At 63.6% G+C, this 17,896-nt stretch carries 13 protein-coding genes; 6 read left to right on the top strand and 7 right to left on the bottom strand.

Translation table 11 applies throughout. The features are described 5' to 3' along the window. From QZ994_RS07730 to QZ994_RS07720, 3 genes are all read left to right on the top strand, one after another. Positions 1-1,533, top strand: coding sequence for an EAL domain-containing protein (locus QZ994_RS07730; protein WP_290870594.1), 1,533 nt, complete (start codon positions 1-3; stop codon positions 1,531-1,533). Positions 1,534-2,108: 575 nt separating this feature from the next. Continuing rightward, a complete protein-coding gene (locus QZ994_RS07725) occupies positions 2,109-2,924 on the top strand; it encodes a helix-turn-helix transcriptional regulator (RefSeq protein WP_290870571.1) in 816 nt (271 codons plus the stop codon). Positions 2,925-3,031: 107 nt separating this feature from the next. Next, the gene (locus QZ994_RS07720; RefSeq protein ID WP_290870569.1) at positions 3,032-3,250 is read left to right on the top strand and encodes a hypothetical protein; all 219 of its coding nucleotides are present in this window, start codon (positions 3,032-3,034) and stop codon (positions 3,248-3,250) included. Positions 3,251-3,305: 55 nt separating this feature from the next. On the opposite strand, the gene QZ994_RS07715 is transcribed toward QZ994_RS07720, so the two are convergent. The 7 genes from QZ994_RS07715 to QZ994_RS07685 form a co-directional block, all read right to left on the bottom strand. Continuing rightward, a complete protein-coding gene (locus QZ994_RS07715; RefSeq protein WP_290870567.1) occupies positions 3,306-4,889 on the bottom strand; it encodes a methyl-accepting chemotaxis protein in 1,584 nt (527 codons plus the stop codon). Between the two features lie 49 nt (positions 4,890-4,938). Further along, positions 4,939-6,960, bottom strand: a complete 2,022-nt coding sequence (locus QZ994_RS07710; protein ID WP_290870564.1) for a methyl-accepting chemotaxis protein — start codon at positions 6,958-6,960, stop codon at positions 4,939-4,941. A gap of 5 nt (positions 6,961-6,965) precedes the next feature. Continuing rightward, positions 6,966-10,184, bottom strand: a complete 3,219-nt coding sequence (locus QZ994_RS07705; protein ID WP_290870560.1) for an EAL domain-containing protein — start codon at positions 10,182-10,184, stop codon at positions 6,966-6,968. A 628-nt stretch (positions 10,185-10,812) separates the two neighbouring features. After that, the gene (locus tag QZ994_RS07700; protein ID WP_290870557.1) at positions 10,813-11,442 is read right to left on the bottom strand and encodes a heme-binding beta-barrel domain-containing protein; all 630 of its coding nucleotides are present in this window, start codon (positions 11,440-11,442) and stop codon (positions 10,813-10,815) included. A 66-nt stretch (positions 11,443-11,508) separates the two neighbouring features. Continuing rightward, a complete protein-coding gene (locus QZ994_RS07695) occupies positions 11,509-12,165 on the bottom strand; it encodes an SOS response-associated peptidase (protein ID WP_367172270.1) in 657 nt (218 codons plus the stop codon). A gap of 180 nt (positions 12,166-12,345) precedes the next feature. Next, positions 12,346-14,208 carry a TolC family outer membrane protein gene (locus QZ994_RS07690; protein WP_290870551.1) on the bottom strand — a complete coding sequence of 621 codons (1,863 nt, stop codon included), beginning with the start codon at positions 14,206-14,208 and terminating at the stop codon, positions 12,346-12,348. A gap of 122 nt (positions 14,209-14,330) precedes the next feature. Next, entirely contained in the window at positions 14,331-14,969 is a 639-nt protein-coding gene (locus QZ994_RS07685) for a response regulator (protein WP_290870548.1), read from the bottom strand. 144 nt (positions 14,970-15,113) lie between these two features. Here QZ994_RS07685 and QZ994_RS07680 point away from each other — a divergent pair, with 144 nt between their 5' ends. The 3 genes from QZ994_RS07680 to QZ994_RS07670 all read left to right on the top strand — a co-directional run. Next, the gene (locus QZ994_RS07680; protein WP_290870591.1) at positions 15,114-15,467 is read left to right on the top strand and encodes an FKBP-type peptidyl-prolyl cis-trans isomerase; all 354 of its coding nucleotides are present in this window, start codon (positions 15,114-15,116) and stop codon (positions 15,465-15,467) included. A 6-nt stretch (positions 15,468-15,473) separates the two neighbouring features. Then, complete coding sequence (locus tag QZ994_RS07675; protein WP_290870545.1) at positions 15,474-15,905, top strand: DUF1841 family protein; 432 nt, start codon at positions 15,474-15,476, stop codon at positions 15,903-15,905. A 289-nt stretch (positions 15,906-16,194) separates the two neighbouring features. Further along, the coding region (locus QZ994_RS07670; RefSeq protein WP_290870542.1) for a Calx-beta domain-containing protein at positions 16,195-17,896 on the top strand (1,702 nt) is incomplete at its 3' end.

Below are 17,896 nucleotides of genomic sequence, written 5' to 3'. Positions count from 1 at the left end.
GTGATCCTGGGTCTCATCGTTGCCATTCAGGCTCTGATGTTTGGGGCGGCGGCAGCGGTGGTGGCCGCCGCAGCCGAGGGCGATGCACGACACGGCATTGTTCAGTTGGCCATCGTTCACGGCCTTGCCTTGTTGTTGACCCTGATCGCCGCGTGGCGCATCAAGGTCTGGGTCTGTCGACCTGGTCAGGTCTTTCTTGAGCAGATCCGGGCGCTGGGGGAGTGGCAATTTCAGCTTCACCCCCAGCCCGGGATTCGGGAGTGGGTTCCAATCTCTCGTGCCTTGAATGTGGTGGTCGAGCGCGTGAAGCAGCATCTGCATGAGCGGGAGCGGGCCGTCGGAGACCTTCGCAAGCAACTCAACCACGACGAATTGACGCTGGCCACCAGTCGTCAGCACTTCATGTGGTTGCTGGAGAGCCAGCTGCAGACGCGCCACGCGAATGGCGGCGTCAGCATCATCCGGGTGCACGACCTGGAAGGCCTGAACCAACGCCTGGGGCGCCAGCGAACCGATGAACTGCTTGTTGCGGTGGCCTCCACCATCAGGGCGCATCTGCTGCTGCATCACGATGCGGACGATTTTGTCTTGGCACGTCTGAATGGCGCCGATTTCGGTTTGCTCTGGCCTGGTGCGGATGTGGACCGGCTTCGCACCAGCCTTCAGGGCATGGCCTTGGCAATTGCCCAGTTGGCCGACGATGGGTTGAGCGACGTCACTCCGGTGGCGTGGATGGGGGGCGCGACCTATGCGCATGGTGAGACCGTGTCGCAGGTGCTGGCCCGGGTGGACGCGATGGTGATGCAATCTCACGATGGCCGAGGGCAGGCTGCCGTAGCGACCCATGATGGCAGCCAGACCATCACCGCCGTCGCGCAATGGCGCCACGTGATCGAAACGGCACTTGCCACCGGGCACCTGACGCTGGATTTTGTCGATGTTCTGGACATGGAGGCACAGCTGGCCCATCGCCATGGCAGCCTTCAGCTCATCCTGCCCGATGGCACAAAGCTCGCACGACATGTGTTCATGCCAGCAGCGCTCCGTTGTGGCCGGAGTGCCGAGCTGGACCTGAAAGCGGTGGAAATCGCGTTGGAAGCGGCAACCCGCATGGATGGGGTGATCGCCGTGGAGGTCTCCCGCCAGTCTGCACTGAGTCCGATGTTTGGCAGGCGCTTGCTCACGTTGCTGACACATCGCCCCGAGCTTGCGTGTCGCCTGGTACTGGAATTGACGGACACGCCAGACACACGCACCCTGGTGAAGGCCATGGAGGCGCTGGATGGTGTGGTTGCCAAGACCGGCTGTGGCTTGGCCTTGCGCGACTTTGGCGTGGGTCAGACGGCCTTGCCCCTTCTGGCACCTCGTCGCCTGCGACATGTGCAACTGAGCCATCTCCTCCGAGAGGATCGCCTGGTGGCGGCCCACCAGCAGGCTTTTGTGCGCTTGTTGGCCCGCTGGGGGCAAGACAGTTCGGTGCGGGTGTTACCCGACGATGGGCGGTATCAAGAGGAGGCGGGTGCCTTGGCTTGATCGCAGTTCCCGGATGCCATTTGTGTCTCGCTTGATATGTGCCGAGATGAATTCAATGGCCGGGCATTCAATCTGGGCTCTGTTCAGATATTCACCGCCGATCCCGGTTGGTGTTTGAAATTCCAAAATGTATACAAAAAATCATTTTGTATACAAAACTCCATTTCCGCTGAGCGATGAGCGCCCTCCCTGTTCATCCAAATGGTCGATCCCTCGTTTGAGGGGGCGTTAGGGCGTCAGACTGGATGTTTGGTGGATGATTGTTGATGTGTATCAAGTGTAAAGGTATGAGTTCTCGGCTTGCTGAGGATTGACACAGTGCCATTTGCTTGGTTCACATAGACTTTCGGGTATCAGGGAAAACGTTATGTTCCGGGTGGCCAAAATGACCACGACGGGACGCCCATGTTTAGGGAAGTCCATGCGCGTTGATCGAATGCAGCGCTGCGTGGTTCGCGATGGGGTAGCGGTATGAAACTCCAACATTCGAGAAACTTTGTGATGTCGTCGCTGCGCGGTTGGCCATGGCCGAATGGCGCCCAGGCCTTGGACCAGATGAAGGTTGGGGCGACGCGATGAACAGTTACCTCAGCATTTTGCGCACTGGCGGTGCGGACGTTCAGGATGAGGGCGTGACCGCACAACCGTTGATGCCGACCATGGCAGCGGTTCACGGCGTAGGTGACCTGGCCCAGGCGCGGTCCCTGTCCGAGGTGCACGCGCACCTCAATCTGGTGATTGCATCGCTGGGGCTTTCCTCCTGGTTCCTCCAGGTGGAGGACTGCCGCACCCTTGGTCATCCGCAGCGCTACACGTTCAGCAACCATCCGCTGGCGCGTTCCGGGGCGGCAGAGGTCTTCGGGGCCGATGCCACCACAGAATTTGCAGACCAGGTGTGGCAACTCAGCGACGCGCTCATGGCAAGCGGCCTGCCGCCTGGCTTGCCATTGGTGTGGCCGCACGGTTGTCGATGCCCCTTGGGTTCTGGGTTCAGCCTGGTCAGCATCCAACCGACGTCCAAGGCCATCCTGGGGCTTGCGCGTGCCAACAACCCTGATGAGTCACCTCGGGCGTTCATGGCCCGACAGTTGGGCAATGACTTCGCTCCCTTCGTGGCGCTGGTTCACCATGTCATCTTGCCCATCCTCGCTCGGCGATTTGTGAGCAGCCAGGTGCCAAGCCTGAGCGATCGGGAACTCGAATGCCTGCATTGGGCTGCCCGGGGCAAGACCGCCAGCGAGACGGCGATGCTGCTGCACATTTCCGAGCACACCGTGAACTTCCACATCCAGCGTGTGATCCTGAAGCTCAATGCCAGCAACCGAAGCCATGCGGTGGCCATTGCGGTGGCCATGGGCCTGGTCGGAGTGCATGGCGGGGTGCTGAACTGAAAGGGCTCACCCTATCAAAAATAAGGGAAAACCCTGTTGCGGGCTTGTGTGCCATGAGGGGGTGCCCTAAGCTCGGATTGTTTCTGTAGGTAACAAATGGAGGCTCGATGAAGATCGAAGCGTTGTTCGGCAAACTGGAAGATGGCGCCATGGTGCCTGTCTTCCGCGTGTCTGCGCTGAATGAGCTCGAGCAGATCTGCCTCGATGGGCCGCACTACCAGCTCTCAGATGGCGAGCGCCTTGCACCGCTCGACGAGAGCATGAAGTATTTCTTCTGCGCAAGCTCAGGCAAGCTGCTGTCGCTCCTGTGGAATTGGCCCAACTGATTTTGTTGGGCCAACACCAGTTTTTGGCGCGGCATCCCTGCCGCGCGTGATGCTCTCAAGAAAGGCGCGACTGGGCAAGCCCCCCGTCCAGCCGAAACAGGGCGACGGATTCCAGCAACCGGCCTGCCTGATGCTTGAGGCTGTCGGCGGCGGCGGCGCTTTCCTCCACCAGTGTGGCGTTCTGCTGGGTGGCCATGTCCAACTGGTTCACCGCCAATCCGACATCGCTGATGTCCCCATATTGCGCCTTGGTGGCCAGGTGGATGTCGCTGACCTTGGATCGCAAGGACGCCACCGCCGAACTGATTTCGTCGAACATCACCTGTGCCTTCATCACCTGCACAGAGCTTTGCTCCACCTGTGCGGTGCTGGCCGCAATCACGTCGGTGATCTGTTTGGCGGCCTCTGCCGAGCGCTGTGCCAGTGATCGAACCTCGCCTGCCACCACCGCAAAGCCTCGGCCTTGTTCTCCAGCCCGAGCGGCCTCCACCGCGGCGTTCAAGGCCAGGATGTTGGTCTGAAAGGCGAGGGCGTCAATCAGGGAGGTGATCTCGCCGATGCGGTTCGCGTTGTGGCTCATCGCCTGGATGGTCTGCACGAACTCCCCGATGACCTGCCCGCCTCGTCCTGCCAAGTTGGACGCTTCACCCGCCAGTTGATTGGCTTCGTCCGCCGTGGCGGTGTTGCCGCGGACGGTCCGGTGCATGGTTTCCATCGCGGCGGCCGTTTGTTGCAGTGCCGCAGCCTGTTCCTGTGTGCGTTGGCTCAGGTCATTGTTGCCTTGCGCGATCTGGCTGCTGGCGCCTGCCACCGACTCTGCCGACGACATCACCTGTCCCACGGTCTTTTGCAAGGCAAACTGCATCCGTTTGACCGCCGCCATGGTGCTGGCCTGGTCGCCATTGCGCAATCGGATGGGCGAGCTCAGGTCGCCCGATGCAACGCGTGACACCACGTCGGACACCTCCCAAGGTTCCGCACCCAGAGCTCGGGACACCGAGCGGGCGAGCGCGAACCCGACCCCCACCGATGCCAACAGTGCCAGTGTGGCAAAGCTGATCAGTGCGAACCTGGCTTCCTCTGCCTGGGCCTGCCCTTCTTCTGCCGAGTGCACGGCCAGGTCATGCTGGTAGCTCACCAGTTGATCCACCGACTGGAACAGGCTGCGCTGTTCGTTGCGGTATTCGCCATAGAGCAGAAACCGGGCTTCGATCACCCGGTTGCTACCGGCCAGTTCCATGATTTTGTTGGAGGTTGCGATGTAGTCCTTTCGGGCCTTGGTGACGGCATCCAGCAGTTCGCGAGAGCGCGGCAGCTTCATGCTTTTGTCCATCTGCGCGAGCAGCTCATCGTTGCGCGCTTTCAGGTTCCGCAGGGTGGCCAGTTCATTCTGGCGGGCAGGGCCATCCGGGTCGAAGAGGTAGTCGCGGGTGGCCCGTGCGGCCTCGGCAAAGTTGCCTTTGAGCTCGGCCAGCTGGTTGATCTTGTCGATGCGGTTGTGGGCCAGTGTGTCAAGGCGACGAGCCTGCTCGTCCAGTTGAACGATGCCGATCGCGGCGCAGGCAGCGCAAAGCAGGGTGGCGATGCCAAAACCCAGGGCCAGTCGGGTGGACAGGCTCAGTTGACGTTGGAGGGACATGGTCTCGCTTTCATGGTCAGTGAGAGGGAAAGGGTCTGCAAGCGAGTGGTCAGACCGACGAAACTTTGAAACGGTGGAAGTTTTCAGCCAGTTCGAGGGATTGGGCTTCCAGTGCTGCGGCGGCATCACGCGTGTTGTCTGCCAGCCGAGCGTTCTGGTGCGTGATGCTGTCGATTTCATGCACAGCCTGGCCGACGGCTGCCACCCCCTGGCTTTGTTCGCGTGCGGCCACGGCCACTTCCGACAAGAGACCGTTGATCTGTGCCACTTCTTTGACCAGGGTGAGGATGGTGTCGCTGGCCTGTTGCACGGTTTGCGTGCCCATGTTCACCTGCGTCACGCTGCCGGACACGAGCGTCTTGATTTCTCTGGCAGCGTTGGCGCAGAGGCCCGCCAGCGCCCGGATCTCGGTGGCCACAACGCCAAACCCTCGCCCATGCTGCCCTGCTCGGGCCGCTTCGACCGCCGCGTTGAGAGACAGCAAATTGGTCTGGAAGGCGATGCGGTCGATCGTGCCGATGATCTGACCAATTCGCTGGGACGAGTTCTGGATCTGCTCCATGGTGCTCACCAGTTCGCCGACCGCTGTGCCTGCACTGCGCGCCGTGTCTGCATTGCGGGAAGCAATGTCGGAGGCGATGGCCACTTTCTCCGCGGTCTCTTTGGCGGTCACACCGGTCTGCTCCAGTGCACTGGCGCTGCGCTCGAGGTTGCTGGCCGATTGTTCGGTTCGCGCGGCCAGATCTGTCGCGGCTTCGCGAAGTTGCCCCCCGGCCACGACCAGGACATCCGAGGTCTCCCGCACCTGCCCGACGATGCCTCGCCAGGCGTGTTGCATGCGCCCCAGGCTGTTCATCAGGCGTGCCACCTCGTCTGTGCCCCAGGGGGCGGGATGGGTGGTCAGGTCGCCGCCGGCCATGCCGTCCAGGTGACGCTCGACCTCCAGCAGGCCTCCGCGCATCACGAGGTAAAAGGCATAGAACATGTAGAGCCCGAGCATCACGGAGAGGCCGACCACAAGGGAGAAAATCCAGACCTGTCGTTGATCCTCTTTCACCCGAGCTGTCAGCAGTTCTCCAATCAAGGGCAAGGTCTGGTCGTAGAGCTGGTTCATGCCCTCCACGGCCGCTTTCCCTTCTGCGTAAAGCACCGCTGGTTCGACGGGGTTGCTGTCGACGGTGGTGGTTTGCACGTGCTTGAGGAAGGCCTCGGCGGCGTCGAGTGCCGACAGGTTGATGCGAGAGCCCACAGACGGGTCAGCCTTGGCTGCCCGGCCAATGTAGGTGCGCAGGTCTCGCACATCGCCCTGCGACTGCGACAGCCAGGCAATGAGCCGTCCCTGGTCGTGGGCTTCCAGTGGGCCGCGGGATTCGGCGTAGGTGCTCCAGCCCCAGACCTGGCCGACGCGTTCGATGGCGTTGGGCATGGTCAGGACCATGGCGTTGATCAGGTAGTAGCTGGCGACTTCGGGGTCCAGTACCAGGTTCGAGTCGTCGCCGAGTCGCACCATCACTTCCTGGGCGCTGCCGACGACCGGACCGAAGACGGTGCGACCTGCCTGGTCGACGCCACCCTTGACCGTGCATGCCTTGCGCCACGCCGCTTCCAGGTTGTTGACGCTGGCACTCAGCCCCATGGGGTCGTGGCTTTGCTGCAGGTGCTCCAGCATGGCGGCCAAGGCGTCGCCGGCAGCTTTCTGGGCCGCTTCCAGATCAGTGTGCGTGTCGAGCTTGTTGCCCATGCCTGCACGCACGGCGTTGCGGACCTGGGTGAGCGCGTGCAGGAAGCGGGCAAAGTCCTGCATGGCGGCGGCGCCCAGTTGCTCCTTGCGCGTGAATTCGATCGATGCTTGTTTGGTGTGCCACAAGGCGCCAGCGAGCAACACCAGAGGCAAAAGCAGCACCAGTGAGATCAAGCCGGCCTTGACCCGAAATCCCAGCCGCCGGAAGAGCCTGACCCCAGGCGCCCAGACGCCGTGATGGCGAAAGTAGGCGTCGTCGGGGGGGCGCAAGGGGGCGCTGGGCGCGGTGGCTTGGGAATGCATGACGTGGGGCAGCATGGTGGTGTTCATGGTGATCAGGCGTTCAAGGGGACCTTGCCGTGTTGTTGGTTTGGGCTGGACAGCGCACTTGCACGCGCCTGGAGCCAGTCCATGAGTGCAGGAGCGGACATGGGGCGTCCGGTGTAGTAGCCCTGGATGGCGTCGCACCCGGCTTCGCTCAGGGCTTCAAGCAATTCGGCGGTCTCGACTCCTTCGGCGACCACAGCCATGTCGAGGCGGTGTGCGAGGGCGATCACGGCGTCGGTGATCACCCGGTCTTTCTGGGCGTGGAGCATGTCCTTCACCAGAGACCGGTCGATCTTGAGCTTGTCCATGGGCAGGCGACTGAGGTAGCTGAGGCTGGAATAGCCGGTTCCGAAGTCGTCAATCGACAAGTGGACGCCAAGGGACTTGAGGCGCGTGAGTTGTGCCAGGCGGTCGGACGCGTGCTCCATGAGGGTGGACTCGGTCAGCTCGAGTTCAAGGCAACTCGGGGGGAGGGCATGCTCTTGCAGTGCGAGCTCGAGCGCGGGCACGAGCGCTTCGCTGCCGAGCTGAACCGCAGAGAGATTGATGGCGATCCGAGGCACGGGAACGCCGTGCTGCCGCCAGTCCGCCATGCGCCTGCATGCTTCGTCGATCACCCATTCGCCAATCGGGATGATCAGGCCTGACTCCTCGGCAAGGGGGATGAACTCGGCCGGTGAAACGACGCCCAGTTTTGGCGAAGTCCAGCGCAGCAAGGCCTCCACGCCCAGCAAGTGGCCGTTGTGGGCATCGACTTGGGGCTGATAGACCAGCTGAAATTCGGCCCGTGTCACCGCATTGCGCAGTTGCTGTTCCTGGTCCAGTCTTGATTGCGCGCGGTGATTCAGGTCACGCGTGAAGAAGGATGCGGTGTCGCGTCCTTGCGCCTTCGCGTTGTACATGGCGGCGTCGGCATTGCGCATCAGTTCGGTCATGGTGGTGCCGTCCTCTGGAAAGAGGGCGATGCCCACGCTGCAGGAAACGTTCAGCTCCATCGCGTTGACGTCGTAGGGCCTTCTGAGCGCTTCCATGACCCGCTGCGCGGTCAGCTGCGCTTCCGTGGTGCCTGCAATGCCATTGAGCAGAATCACGAATTCGTCACCCCCGAACCTGCTGACGGTGTCGTTGTTGCGAACGGCGTCGCAGAGCCGTTGCGCCACCATGCGCAAGACTTCATCGCCGATGTGGTGTCCCAGGGAATCGTTGATGTTCTTGAAGCGATCGAGGTCCACAAACAGCACCGCGGCTTGCTGACGGGCCAGTGTGGCCTTTGCCGTGGCTTCGTGGAGTCGCTGCTCGGCCAGCGCTCGGTTGGGAAGCCCCGTGAGCACGTCGTGGTGAGCCAGGTAATGCACATGCGCTTCCGCTGATTTGCGGTCACTGATGTCGAGGCAAGTGAAGATGTAGTGACTGATTTCCTTGCCGCCTGCGGTGCGAACCGCGGTGAGGACCGCCCAGGCTGGCAGCAACTTGCCGTCGAGGTGCTGGATTTCCACTTCACCTCGCCACCAACCGCGCCGCGCGGCTTCGTTCCAGAGGGATTCGACCTCTGTGACCGCACGGCCATCGAGTCGGACCGAGTCAAGGCTCGGTACTCCGTCGTTGGTGATGGCGCCTGCGTGGCACAGGGCCTGGTTGGCGGACAGCACCCTTCGGTGGATGTCCAGCAGGGCAATGCCTTCAGACGAGGCCTCAAAGACCTTGGCCCAGAGCTCCAGTCTTGTCTCAGCCGTCTTCATTCGCTCGATCGGCGTGAAGGTCGTCAACACCGCGTCACGACCCTGGTATTGCAATCGGTGGGCCGAAAGCAGGACCCAGCGCTGCACGCCCCGGTCGCGCCACAAGACCTCGAATTCCCGAACCTGACCTGTGTCTGCCAGCGTTTGAAAGAAGCGCTGTCGTGTGTCGGGGCTCATGCCGTGCAACCATGGATCTCCGCTGACTTGGCCCAGCCACTTTCTGGCAGTCGAGTTCGCATGGAGGACATGCTGGTCGGGCACCGATGTCACGAGCAAGGCAACCGGGGTCTGGTCAAGCAGTTCCTGTTGTGCGGCTGCAGCCCGTGCGCTGGCTGCCATTTCCTGCTGCGTGTGCCGTTGCCGAGCCAGCTCATCGAGCATGTGATTGAAGGCACGCACCAGTCGGCCGATCTCGTCGTGGCTGTCCCAGGTGAGGTGAAGGCTGTGGTCGCCGGTCTTGCTCACGTTGTCTGCCACCGCAGAGAGTTTTCCCAGCGGGACGGTGATGCGGCGAGCGACAAGGTAGACAGCGCCGAGGATCAAGGCCTGAAGTGCGAGGGCGGTTCCCAGGTGTTCTGCCATCCGAACGAAATGCCCGTGGATTCGCGCTGTCAGCATGGCCTCGAGGTGGTGCTCCCAACTGGTCCAGGCGGTATTCAGGTCTGACAGCAGGCTTTGGTGGAGCGAGTCGGCTTCAGCGGTCGAGACGGGCAGGCCAGAGGCTGCTCTCTCGACTTTTTGCTGCATGTCGGCGAGCGATTGTTTGAGCCTGTTCAGATCCGCTTCAGCCTGTGTGCTGACGGGGTGCCCATGGGCTACCGCAGTCTGAATGCGATCCTGGTCGATGCCTTTCATCAAGGCGTTCAGTTGACCGCTCAAGACCAGCAACTGAGATTGCATGACGCCGGAGGCTTTGCTGGACGCATCGTGCAAACGCAGCCGGACTTCGCAGGCCAGTTGCAGCAACTGCGGGTAGCGCAGCATGACCATGGACATGGTGTAGTAGCTGTCGAGCTCCGGATCCAGGATGAGGTTCGACTGGTTGACGACCAGCGTGACCAGGTCCAGCCCTTCATCGAGGAGTTTCATCCGGCCTTCGCTGGTGCCAATCTGAAGACTGGCCAAGTGTTGAGCCCAGTCCCCAGCCAGCGTGGCGCTGGACATGCCCTCGCCATGCCTTTCTTCGGCCTTGTTCACCCTGTTGGGCAGCGCCGCCAAACCGGCTTGCGAGGATTGAGCCTCGGCAAGTTCCATGAGGGCTGGGCGCAGCTCTCTCACGTATTCAACCCCCTGTGACTCTTTGCGTGAAAAGTCGATGGCGATGTACTTTTCTCTGACCAGCACACTGCTGACAAAGGCGACTGCACACAGGTCCAGGAGGTAAATCAGCAGGAGTTTGTGCCCAACGGACAGATGTCCCAGCCCCGTCGTCCATGCCCTCTGGAGGTGGAAGCGCCATGGCGCGCGTCTGACGATGGCCACGCTCATGCTTCGACTGCCTCACATCGCGGCTTTGGCTCAGCCGTGAAGCCCCACGCATTGGTTTGACCGCGCTCACAAATGATCACAAAACCCCCCGAATAAGGGAAAGACATGATTGACTCTATGGAGTTTTGTTTCACGAGGTAACTATCAAAATTGATAGCCTCGGGTGCGCAATGGCGCAGCTTTTGAGCGCAGTCAAAGACCAGCCGTCGGGATTCGGCGCTGAAGCAAAATGGAGTTTGCGAAAACCCGCTTATTTGCCCGATTGCACCCCGTCCGCGTGTGTTGGTCCGCTGTTTGTGGCTGGAGTTGCGCAGCGCTCAGTCCAATTCCCCCGCCTTTCCCCGCGCGATCAGCGGGTCCTCCGCATGGCGCACATGGGGGCTCAGCCGAGTCTCGACCTCGTTGATGCCGTAGGGCGCGGCGATGCAAGCCCGAGGTCCGATAGGACAGGCAGCCGACAAAAGCCAGTTTCAGCGGATGAATTGTGAGGGTGTGGCCCTCGGCCATCGGGCAGGTGAGCGCGAGCTTTTTGGCGGCTCACCGCGTGTCGATGGCGCCTCAGCGTGAGGAGGGCGCTTCCGTGTTCGAAGTCACCCACGCCTGTAGCCATGTGGGGAGGCGAGTGGCGTCAACCTTGCTGGCCTGCCAGCGGATTGGGTGTGGGCTCCGCCAGTTTCGTGAGCGTGTTGCGGTCACGGTGGTGGAAGAGCTCGCTCTGCCCCTGGATGTCCAGCACCGTGTCTTCGTCGTAGGACCAGGTGCCGTCGTCATTGATGGTCACGTCGATGGTGAACTCGACCGTCTTGAAGGCGTGGGCCAGGAAGGGGATGTCGCTGATCTGGCCTGCCTCGCGGGTGGCGCGCAGGCTGAAGGTCTTGGCGTCGGCCGTGGTCTGTCCCATGGCCAGCACGGTCTGCCCGCGTGGGATGGTCAATGTGTGGATCACCGTGCCGGTGGCCGGTTCCCAAAGCCAGTAGCCGACCTGGTCGTGGTAGGTCTTGACCTGCTCGGGCTTGGTGACGTGGGTGTGGTAGCGCAGCCCGTAGAGCAGCTGGGGGCCGTTGGTTTGCGGGTCGATGGGCTGGAGTTCGATGCGTTCGACGTAAGCCTGTTTTTTGGCGCCTTCGGCCTTGGGCTTGACGTCCAGGCCGCGGGTGCCTTGCCAGATGCCGGCCAGACCACGCAGCGGACCCAGGTTGGCCAGGGTGTCCACGTCGGCGCGGGGCTCGGTGTAGATGTCTTGGGGGAAGTCGCTCATGGTTGCGGCGTGCGTGTGGTGAAAAGACCGCTCCATCCTATCGGGAAACGCCTGGCCACAAGGTGATCAGGCGCGTTGGCGGGCCACCATGGGGGCTTCTTCGGCGATCAGCCAGTCGGCGGGGCAGGGCTGCAGCATCGCCTTCATCTGGTCAGGGGGGCAGTCCAGCCAGGCGTCCTGCTGGCTGTCGTCCAGCACGACCACCATGCGCCGGTCGTCTTCGGGCTTCTGGAAGCGCTGCATCACCTGATGCCCTTCGGCGCTGACCGTGAGCATGGCAAAGGACAGGACCTCGGCGCCATGGGCCGTCCACCAGCGGCTCCAGAGGCCGGCAATGGTCATCGGCGCCCCGTCGGCGCGCGCCACGCGCCATCGCACCGGGCGGCCGGTTTCGTAGCAGGGCTCGTAGACCCAGTCGGCCGGGATCAGGCAGCGCTGGCCTCGTCGCCAGGCATCCCGGAAGGCGCTTTTCTCGTCGGCGGTCTCGGCCCGCGCGTTGAAGGTCCGCTTGGCCTGGGTTGGGTCCTTGGCCCAGAAGGGCAGCAGCCCGAATTGGCCGAGGAAGAGCTCCCTGCTCCCCGGCGCCCCTTCGGCCCGCCGGATCACCGGCGCGAGGTCGACCGGCCAGGTCTCCTCGGGCCAATGCATGTCGTTCGGGAGGTTCACGCCAAAGTGCTGGCGGAGCCGCGTCGTGTCACCCGTGGGGCGGAAGTTTGAAGACATCCCCCTTTGTAGGCCATCTTGGCGTGAAGGGCAAATGGCATTCGCCCTGCATCAAGGGGGTGGGCACCCACCTGGCGGGGGTGTCATCGGCCTGACGCCTTCCCATGGCAAAGCGCCCCGGGGTGAGCGGGGCGCTTGGGTGTCGGCAAGAGGGATCAAGGCAGCCGAGGCTGCCGGGGCTCAGCGGTTGCTTTCTTTCACGATCACCCACTGGCCGGCCTGCTGCTTCCAGGTCAGCACCTTGAGGGTCTTGTCCTTGAAGTTGGCCGAGGTGTAGTTTTGCTCGAAGCTGGTGACCACGCTGTCGCCCTGGGGCACAGCCTTGACGTCGCCCAGCTTGACCTCGATCGGGCCTGGCTTGGTGACCAGTCGGCGGCGCTCGGTGATCCACTTCGCAGAGGTCGAGCGCACGGGCGCAAATTCCTTGGCGTAGAAGGTGAGGTAGCGATCGGCGTCCTTCGACATCCAGGCAGAAGCCCAGTCGCGCAGGCGCTGGGCAACGGTCTCGGCGGCTGCGGCATCGGCCTGCGGCGCCAGGGGCGTGGCGGCAGCGGGCGCGGCAGCCACCGGGGCGGCCACTGCGGGCGCAGCAAGCTTGCGGGCGCGGGCATCGAGTTCGTCGCGGCTGGTGGCCACGACCTCGACCGTGGTGACCGGGCAACGCTGTGCGGCGTCGTCGGCGGCCTGCCAGTCCTTGACCAGGTCGGCGTTGGCGTCGTCGTTGCGCGACAGGCCCAGGTTGGCCGTCAGGGTGTTGCGGGCAGCCTGGGTGCGGGCGTAGGCCAGTTGCAGGTCGTATTCGGCGTTGGCGTAGGCGCGTTTGGCCGTGTAGAGCTCGTTTTCGGCGTTCAACAGATCGAGCAGGCTGCGCTGGCCGATGTCGAACTGCTGGCGGTAGGCGTCACGGGCCTTGGCGATCGCCAGGACGTTGCGGTCGAGCGCGCCGAGCTGGGTGGTCAGCTTCGCGATGTCGTTGTGGGCGATGGCCGTGGTCTGCCGCACGTCGCGGCAGGCCTTGTCGCGCAGGTCGGCGGCCTGGTTGATCAGGTCGGCATACTGCTTGACGCGGGCCTGGTCCGATCCCCCGTTGTAGAGGTTCCAGTTCAGCACGATCTCGGCTGCGGTGTCGCGCTTCTGGTTCTGCACGCCGTCGAAGTTCTTGCCCACGCCGCTGCGCACGCGCGCCTCGACCTTGGGCTGGTAGGCGCTTTCCTTGCCTTGGGCCTGTGCCTGGGCGGCGCGCAGGTTTTCCACTGCGGCGCTGATGGCAGGGCTGCGAGCCAGGGCCTGGCTGAGCACGTCGGTCTGGCTGCTGCCCAGGTTGCCTTGCAGCGAAGTCGGGCGTGCCAGCACCGGGCTGGGAGCCTGACCGACCAGGCGCAGGAAGCGGGCGCTGACGTCGTGCAGGTTGGCCACCTCGGTGGCCAGGTTGGATTCGGCCAGGGCAAGGCGGGCGTTGGCCTGCTCCACGTCCACACCGCGGCCCACGCCGGCGCTTTTCTTGATCTGCAGCTGGTCGCTCACGTACTTGTGTTGCACGTAGTTGTCTTCGGCCAGCTTGACCAGTTCACGGTAGCGCAGCACGTCCACATAGGCTTTTGCGGCCTCCAGGGCGGTGTCGTCGGCCGTGCTCTGGAATTCGAAGTAGCGAGTCTGGACGGCGTGGTCCAGTCGCTGCACCTCGTCGCGGGTGGCCAGCCCATCCCACAGGGTCTGGCTGGCGCTCAAAGCCAGGCCGTTGCGGCTCAGGCTTTGCGATGCCGGGCTGCGGCTGGTGATGCGGTCGCTGTCGCGGCCCACGCTGGCTTCGAGGTCGATGCGAGGCAGCCAGGCGCCACGGGCGTAGCGGGCTTCGTTCTCGGCCGCGCGCAGGGCATTGAGCCGTGCGGTGACCTCGGGGTGGTGGTCGATGGCCTGGCGCACGGCGGCGTCGAGTTGCTGTACGACGGCGGCTTGGTCTTGGGCGAGGCCGACGGCAGGCAGGCCGATCAGGCCGAGGGTGGCGAGGCAGGCCAGCGCAAGGCGGGAGGGGGTGGGTGTCATGGGCAGATTGAAGTGCTTCGGGTGCGGTCGCACCGTGAAGCGCCATTGTTCAGCCCGGGCCCCGCGCCGACAATTCCGCGAGTGGGTAGCGCCCCTGCGCAAGGGCACCGTGTTTGAGGGGGTTAACCCTGCCTCAAGCGCCTACCCAGGTTCACCACGGCCGCATTCAGCTCCTTGAAACTGATGGGTTTGACGAAATAGGCATCGGCGCCCTTGTCGAGTCCGGCCACCCGGTCGTCGACCCGTCCGCGTGCCGACACGATGATGACGCCGCAGCCGTGTTCGGCTCGGAAACGTGCGGCCAGGTCCAGGCCGGTTTCCTGCGTGCCCAGCTCGACGTCGAGCACCAGCACGTCGGCGGGACTGCGGGCCCACTCGGCGGCCAGCTCGTGACCATTGACGACGCCAGTGGCGTGGTGCCCGTATTGGTTGAGGCTGCGGGTCATGAGCTGACGCAGCAGTTCCTGGTCTTCCACCACGATGATGCGAAGGGGGCGCGCCACGTCGATCAGGCTGGAGGTGTCCTTCGTCTGCCTGGGGGTGAGCACCGCGCGGACCAGTTCTGCCACCGAGTCCACCTGCATCTGGCGCATGACCTCGGCGCGGTGGACCTTGACGGTATGGACCGTGATGCCGAGGCGTTCGGCAATGTCCTTGTTCGTCAGCCCCTCCACCACAAGTTCGCACACCTGCATCTGGCGTTGGGTGAGGGACTGCAGGCGGGTGATGACGGAGGATGAGGTGGGGTCGGCGGGGTTCATCTTCTGTGGGGAATGCAGGCGTGAGAGGGGGCAGGTCAGGGCGGCGACAAAGGCTGCCTGGCGGCATGGACGTACTGCTTTCCAGGACCGGTGCAGGGGTCAATCGGTTTAGACTGCTGCTCTTTTCAGTTTAACGATTCTTTCATCATGGCCACGACCACCGCATCCGGATTGCAATACGACGACACCATCGCTGGCAGCGGCGATGAGGCCAAGGCTGGCGCCTACGTCACGGTGCACTACACCGGCTGGCTTTACGAGAACGGCGTCAAGGGCGCCAAGTTCGACTCCAGCAAGGACCGCAACGACCCGTTCAAGTTCCCCCTGGGCGCCGGTCACGTGATCCGCGGCTGGGACGAAGGCGTGCAGGGCATGAAGGTGGGCGGCACCCGCGTGCTGGTGATCCCCCCGCAGCTGGGTTACGGTGCCCGTGGTGCCGGTGGGGTGATCCCGCCGAACGCCACGCTGATGTTCGAAGTGGAACTGCTGGGCGTTTGATCCGGCATGTTCTCCCCCAGCCAGGAGCAGGTGCGCCGGTTTTTCTGTGAGGCCTGGGCCAAGCACCAGTCCGATCGCTTGCTGACGCCCCTGGAGTCACAGGCCGTGGACTGGATGATCGAGCATCCGGAGTACCACGGTGACCTGTCCGACGTGGACGCCGCCATCGCCGCGCAATACACGGTCGAGGGCGGCCGCACCAATCCTTTCCTGCACCTGTCGATGCACCTCTCCGTGACGGAGCAGGTCAGCATCGACCAGCCCCGCGGCATCAAGGCCGCGGTGGAGCGTCTGGCGCGCCAGCGCCAATCTCTGCACGAGGCGCACCACGAGGTGATGGAGGCCCTGGGCGAGATGGTCTGGGCCGCACAGCGTTCGGGCAAGCCCTTCGACGGGCAGGCCTACATCGACCGCATCCTGATGCGTGCTGGCCGCTGAGCGCCTCGCTCGCTTGCTTGCTGGGCGTGTGTCGCCCGTTTCCCCACGTTTAGCGCAGCCGCCGGGCCTCCCCCGGTGCGCTGCCGCATGGGCGAAACCGCGTGAGGTCATGTGTGCAAAATTCACGGTGAACCCGTTTTACCGTGAAGCAACTCACACCTTTGGCTGATTCCGTAGAGATAGATCCTCCAGAGCGGGGGGCATCAAGGCGCAGAACAGCCCCCTTGCCCACCTACACTTAAAGCGTTTACGACCGATATAAGAAAGTTTCCACATGCCGATTCTTGCCATGTCCACTGGAACTGTCACTGCTGTCTGGGGTGCCGCCTATGTCCGTTTGCCCAACGGGAAACTCAAGGCGCTGAAAGTAGGGGACAAGGTCCAGGGCGGGGAGCAGATCCTCACCGAGCAGGACGGCATCGTGCAGATTTCCCCGAGCAAGGGGCAGGCCGTGCTGGTCAAGCCGCCGGCAACGCCGCTCGACAAGGTCATTGCGGCGGTGGACGCCGGTGATCCGAACGAAGCCCCGGCGGCGGGGCTGAACGGCGGCGCAGAGGGCGGCTTCCAGCCGGGCCTGCGTGTGGACCGTGTGTCCGAAGCGGTCGGTCAGCTTGAGTTCAGCTATGGCACGGAACGGGTGCCGCCCGCATCCCCCATCGCCAGCGCCACCCAGCCCCTGTTTGAAGCGACGGTGGTCACGCCCGCACCGACCACGCCGGTGCAGGTGGCGATTGCGCCTGTCACGGTCAACGAAGCGGCCGGGACGGCCCAGTTTGTCGTGACGCTCAGCGAGCCTTCTGCCGTGCCGGTCACCGTGACCTACACGACCACGAACGGCAGCGCGACCGCCGGTGCCGACTACACCGCCGTGACCGGGACCGTGACGATCCCGGCAGGGCAAACCTCGGCGACCATCTCGGTGCCCATCACCAACGACAGCGTCTACGAGGGCAGTGAAACCTTCAATGTCGTGCTGAGCAACCCGAGTACCGGCGCGGAAATCGCGGTGGGCTCTGCGGTGGGCACGATCAAGGACGACGGCACGGGCACGGTGCCCCCTGGCGTGGTTCCGGACGACGACACCCCGGTGGTGTCCATCACCGGCTCGACCGAAGTGAACGAGGCCGCCGGCACGGTCACCTACACGGTCACCCTGAGCAACGCCAGCACCTCCGCGGTCACGGTCAAGTACGCGACGCAATCCGGCAGTGCCACGGAGGGCAGCGACTTCGATGCCAGCTCCGGCACGGTCACCTTCGCGCCCGGCGAAACCAGCAAGACGATCACGGTGGCGATCACCAATGACGACGTCTACGAAGGCAGCGAAACCTATGCGGTCAAATTGTCCGACGTGGTGGGCGGCAAACTCGGTACGGACACGGCCACGACCACCATCCGTGATGATGGCCAGGGCGAGGTGCCGCCCAATGTGACCCCGGACGATGACCGACCCAATGTGGTCATCTTTGGTGAGCCGGCGGTCGAGGGTTCGCCGGTTGGTTTTGTGGTCACGCTCACGAACGCTTCCACGACGCCAGTCAAGGTCGCGCTGGCCGTGAAGTCGGGTGATGACCCTGCCGACGCCGCCACTGCGGGAGAAGACACCGGCACGACGGCCGACCTGGAATACGAGGTCTCGCCCGGTGTCTGGGCGCCGGTCACGGGCGAATTGACGTTCGCGCCGGGCCAGACGCAGATCCATGTGCGCGTGGCGACGTTGGACGATGCCGTCTCGGAGCCGACGGAATACATCAAGCTGGAGGCCACGGTCACCAGCGGCAACACGGCCAATGCCACCGCTTCCAACCAGGCGGCGATCGAAGACAACGATGGGACCCCGACCCTGGCCATCACCGGCCCGGCCGATGTGAACGAAGCAGCGGGCACCATCACCTACACCGTGACGCTGAGCAACCCGAGCAGCACGGCCGTGACGGTGAACTACGCCACCGCCGACGGCACGGCCAAGGCCGGCAGCGACTACACGGCCG

It is taken from the genome of Aquabacterium sp. (assembly GCF_021768455.1).
In the GTDB taxonomy this organism is placed as follows: domain Bacteria; phylum Pseudomonadota; class Gammaproteobacteria; order Burkholderiales; family Burkholderiaceae_C; genus Aquabacterium.
The sequence above is the reverse complement of the archived record's forward strand: the minus strand, read 5'-3'. Positions and strand labels throughout refer to the sequence as shown.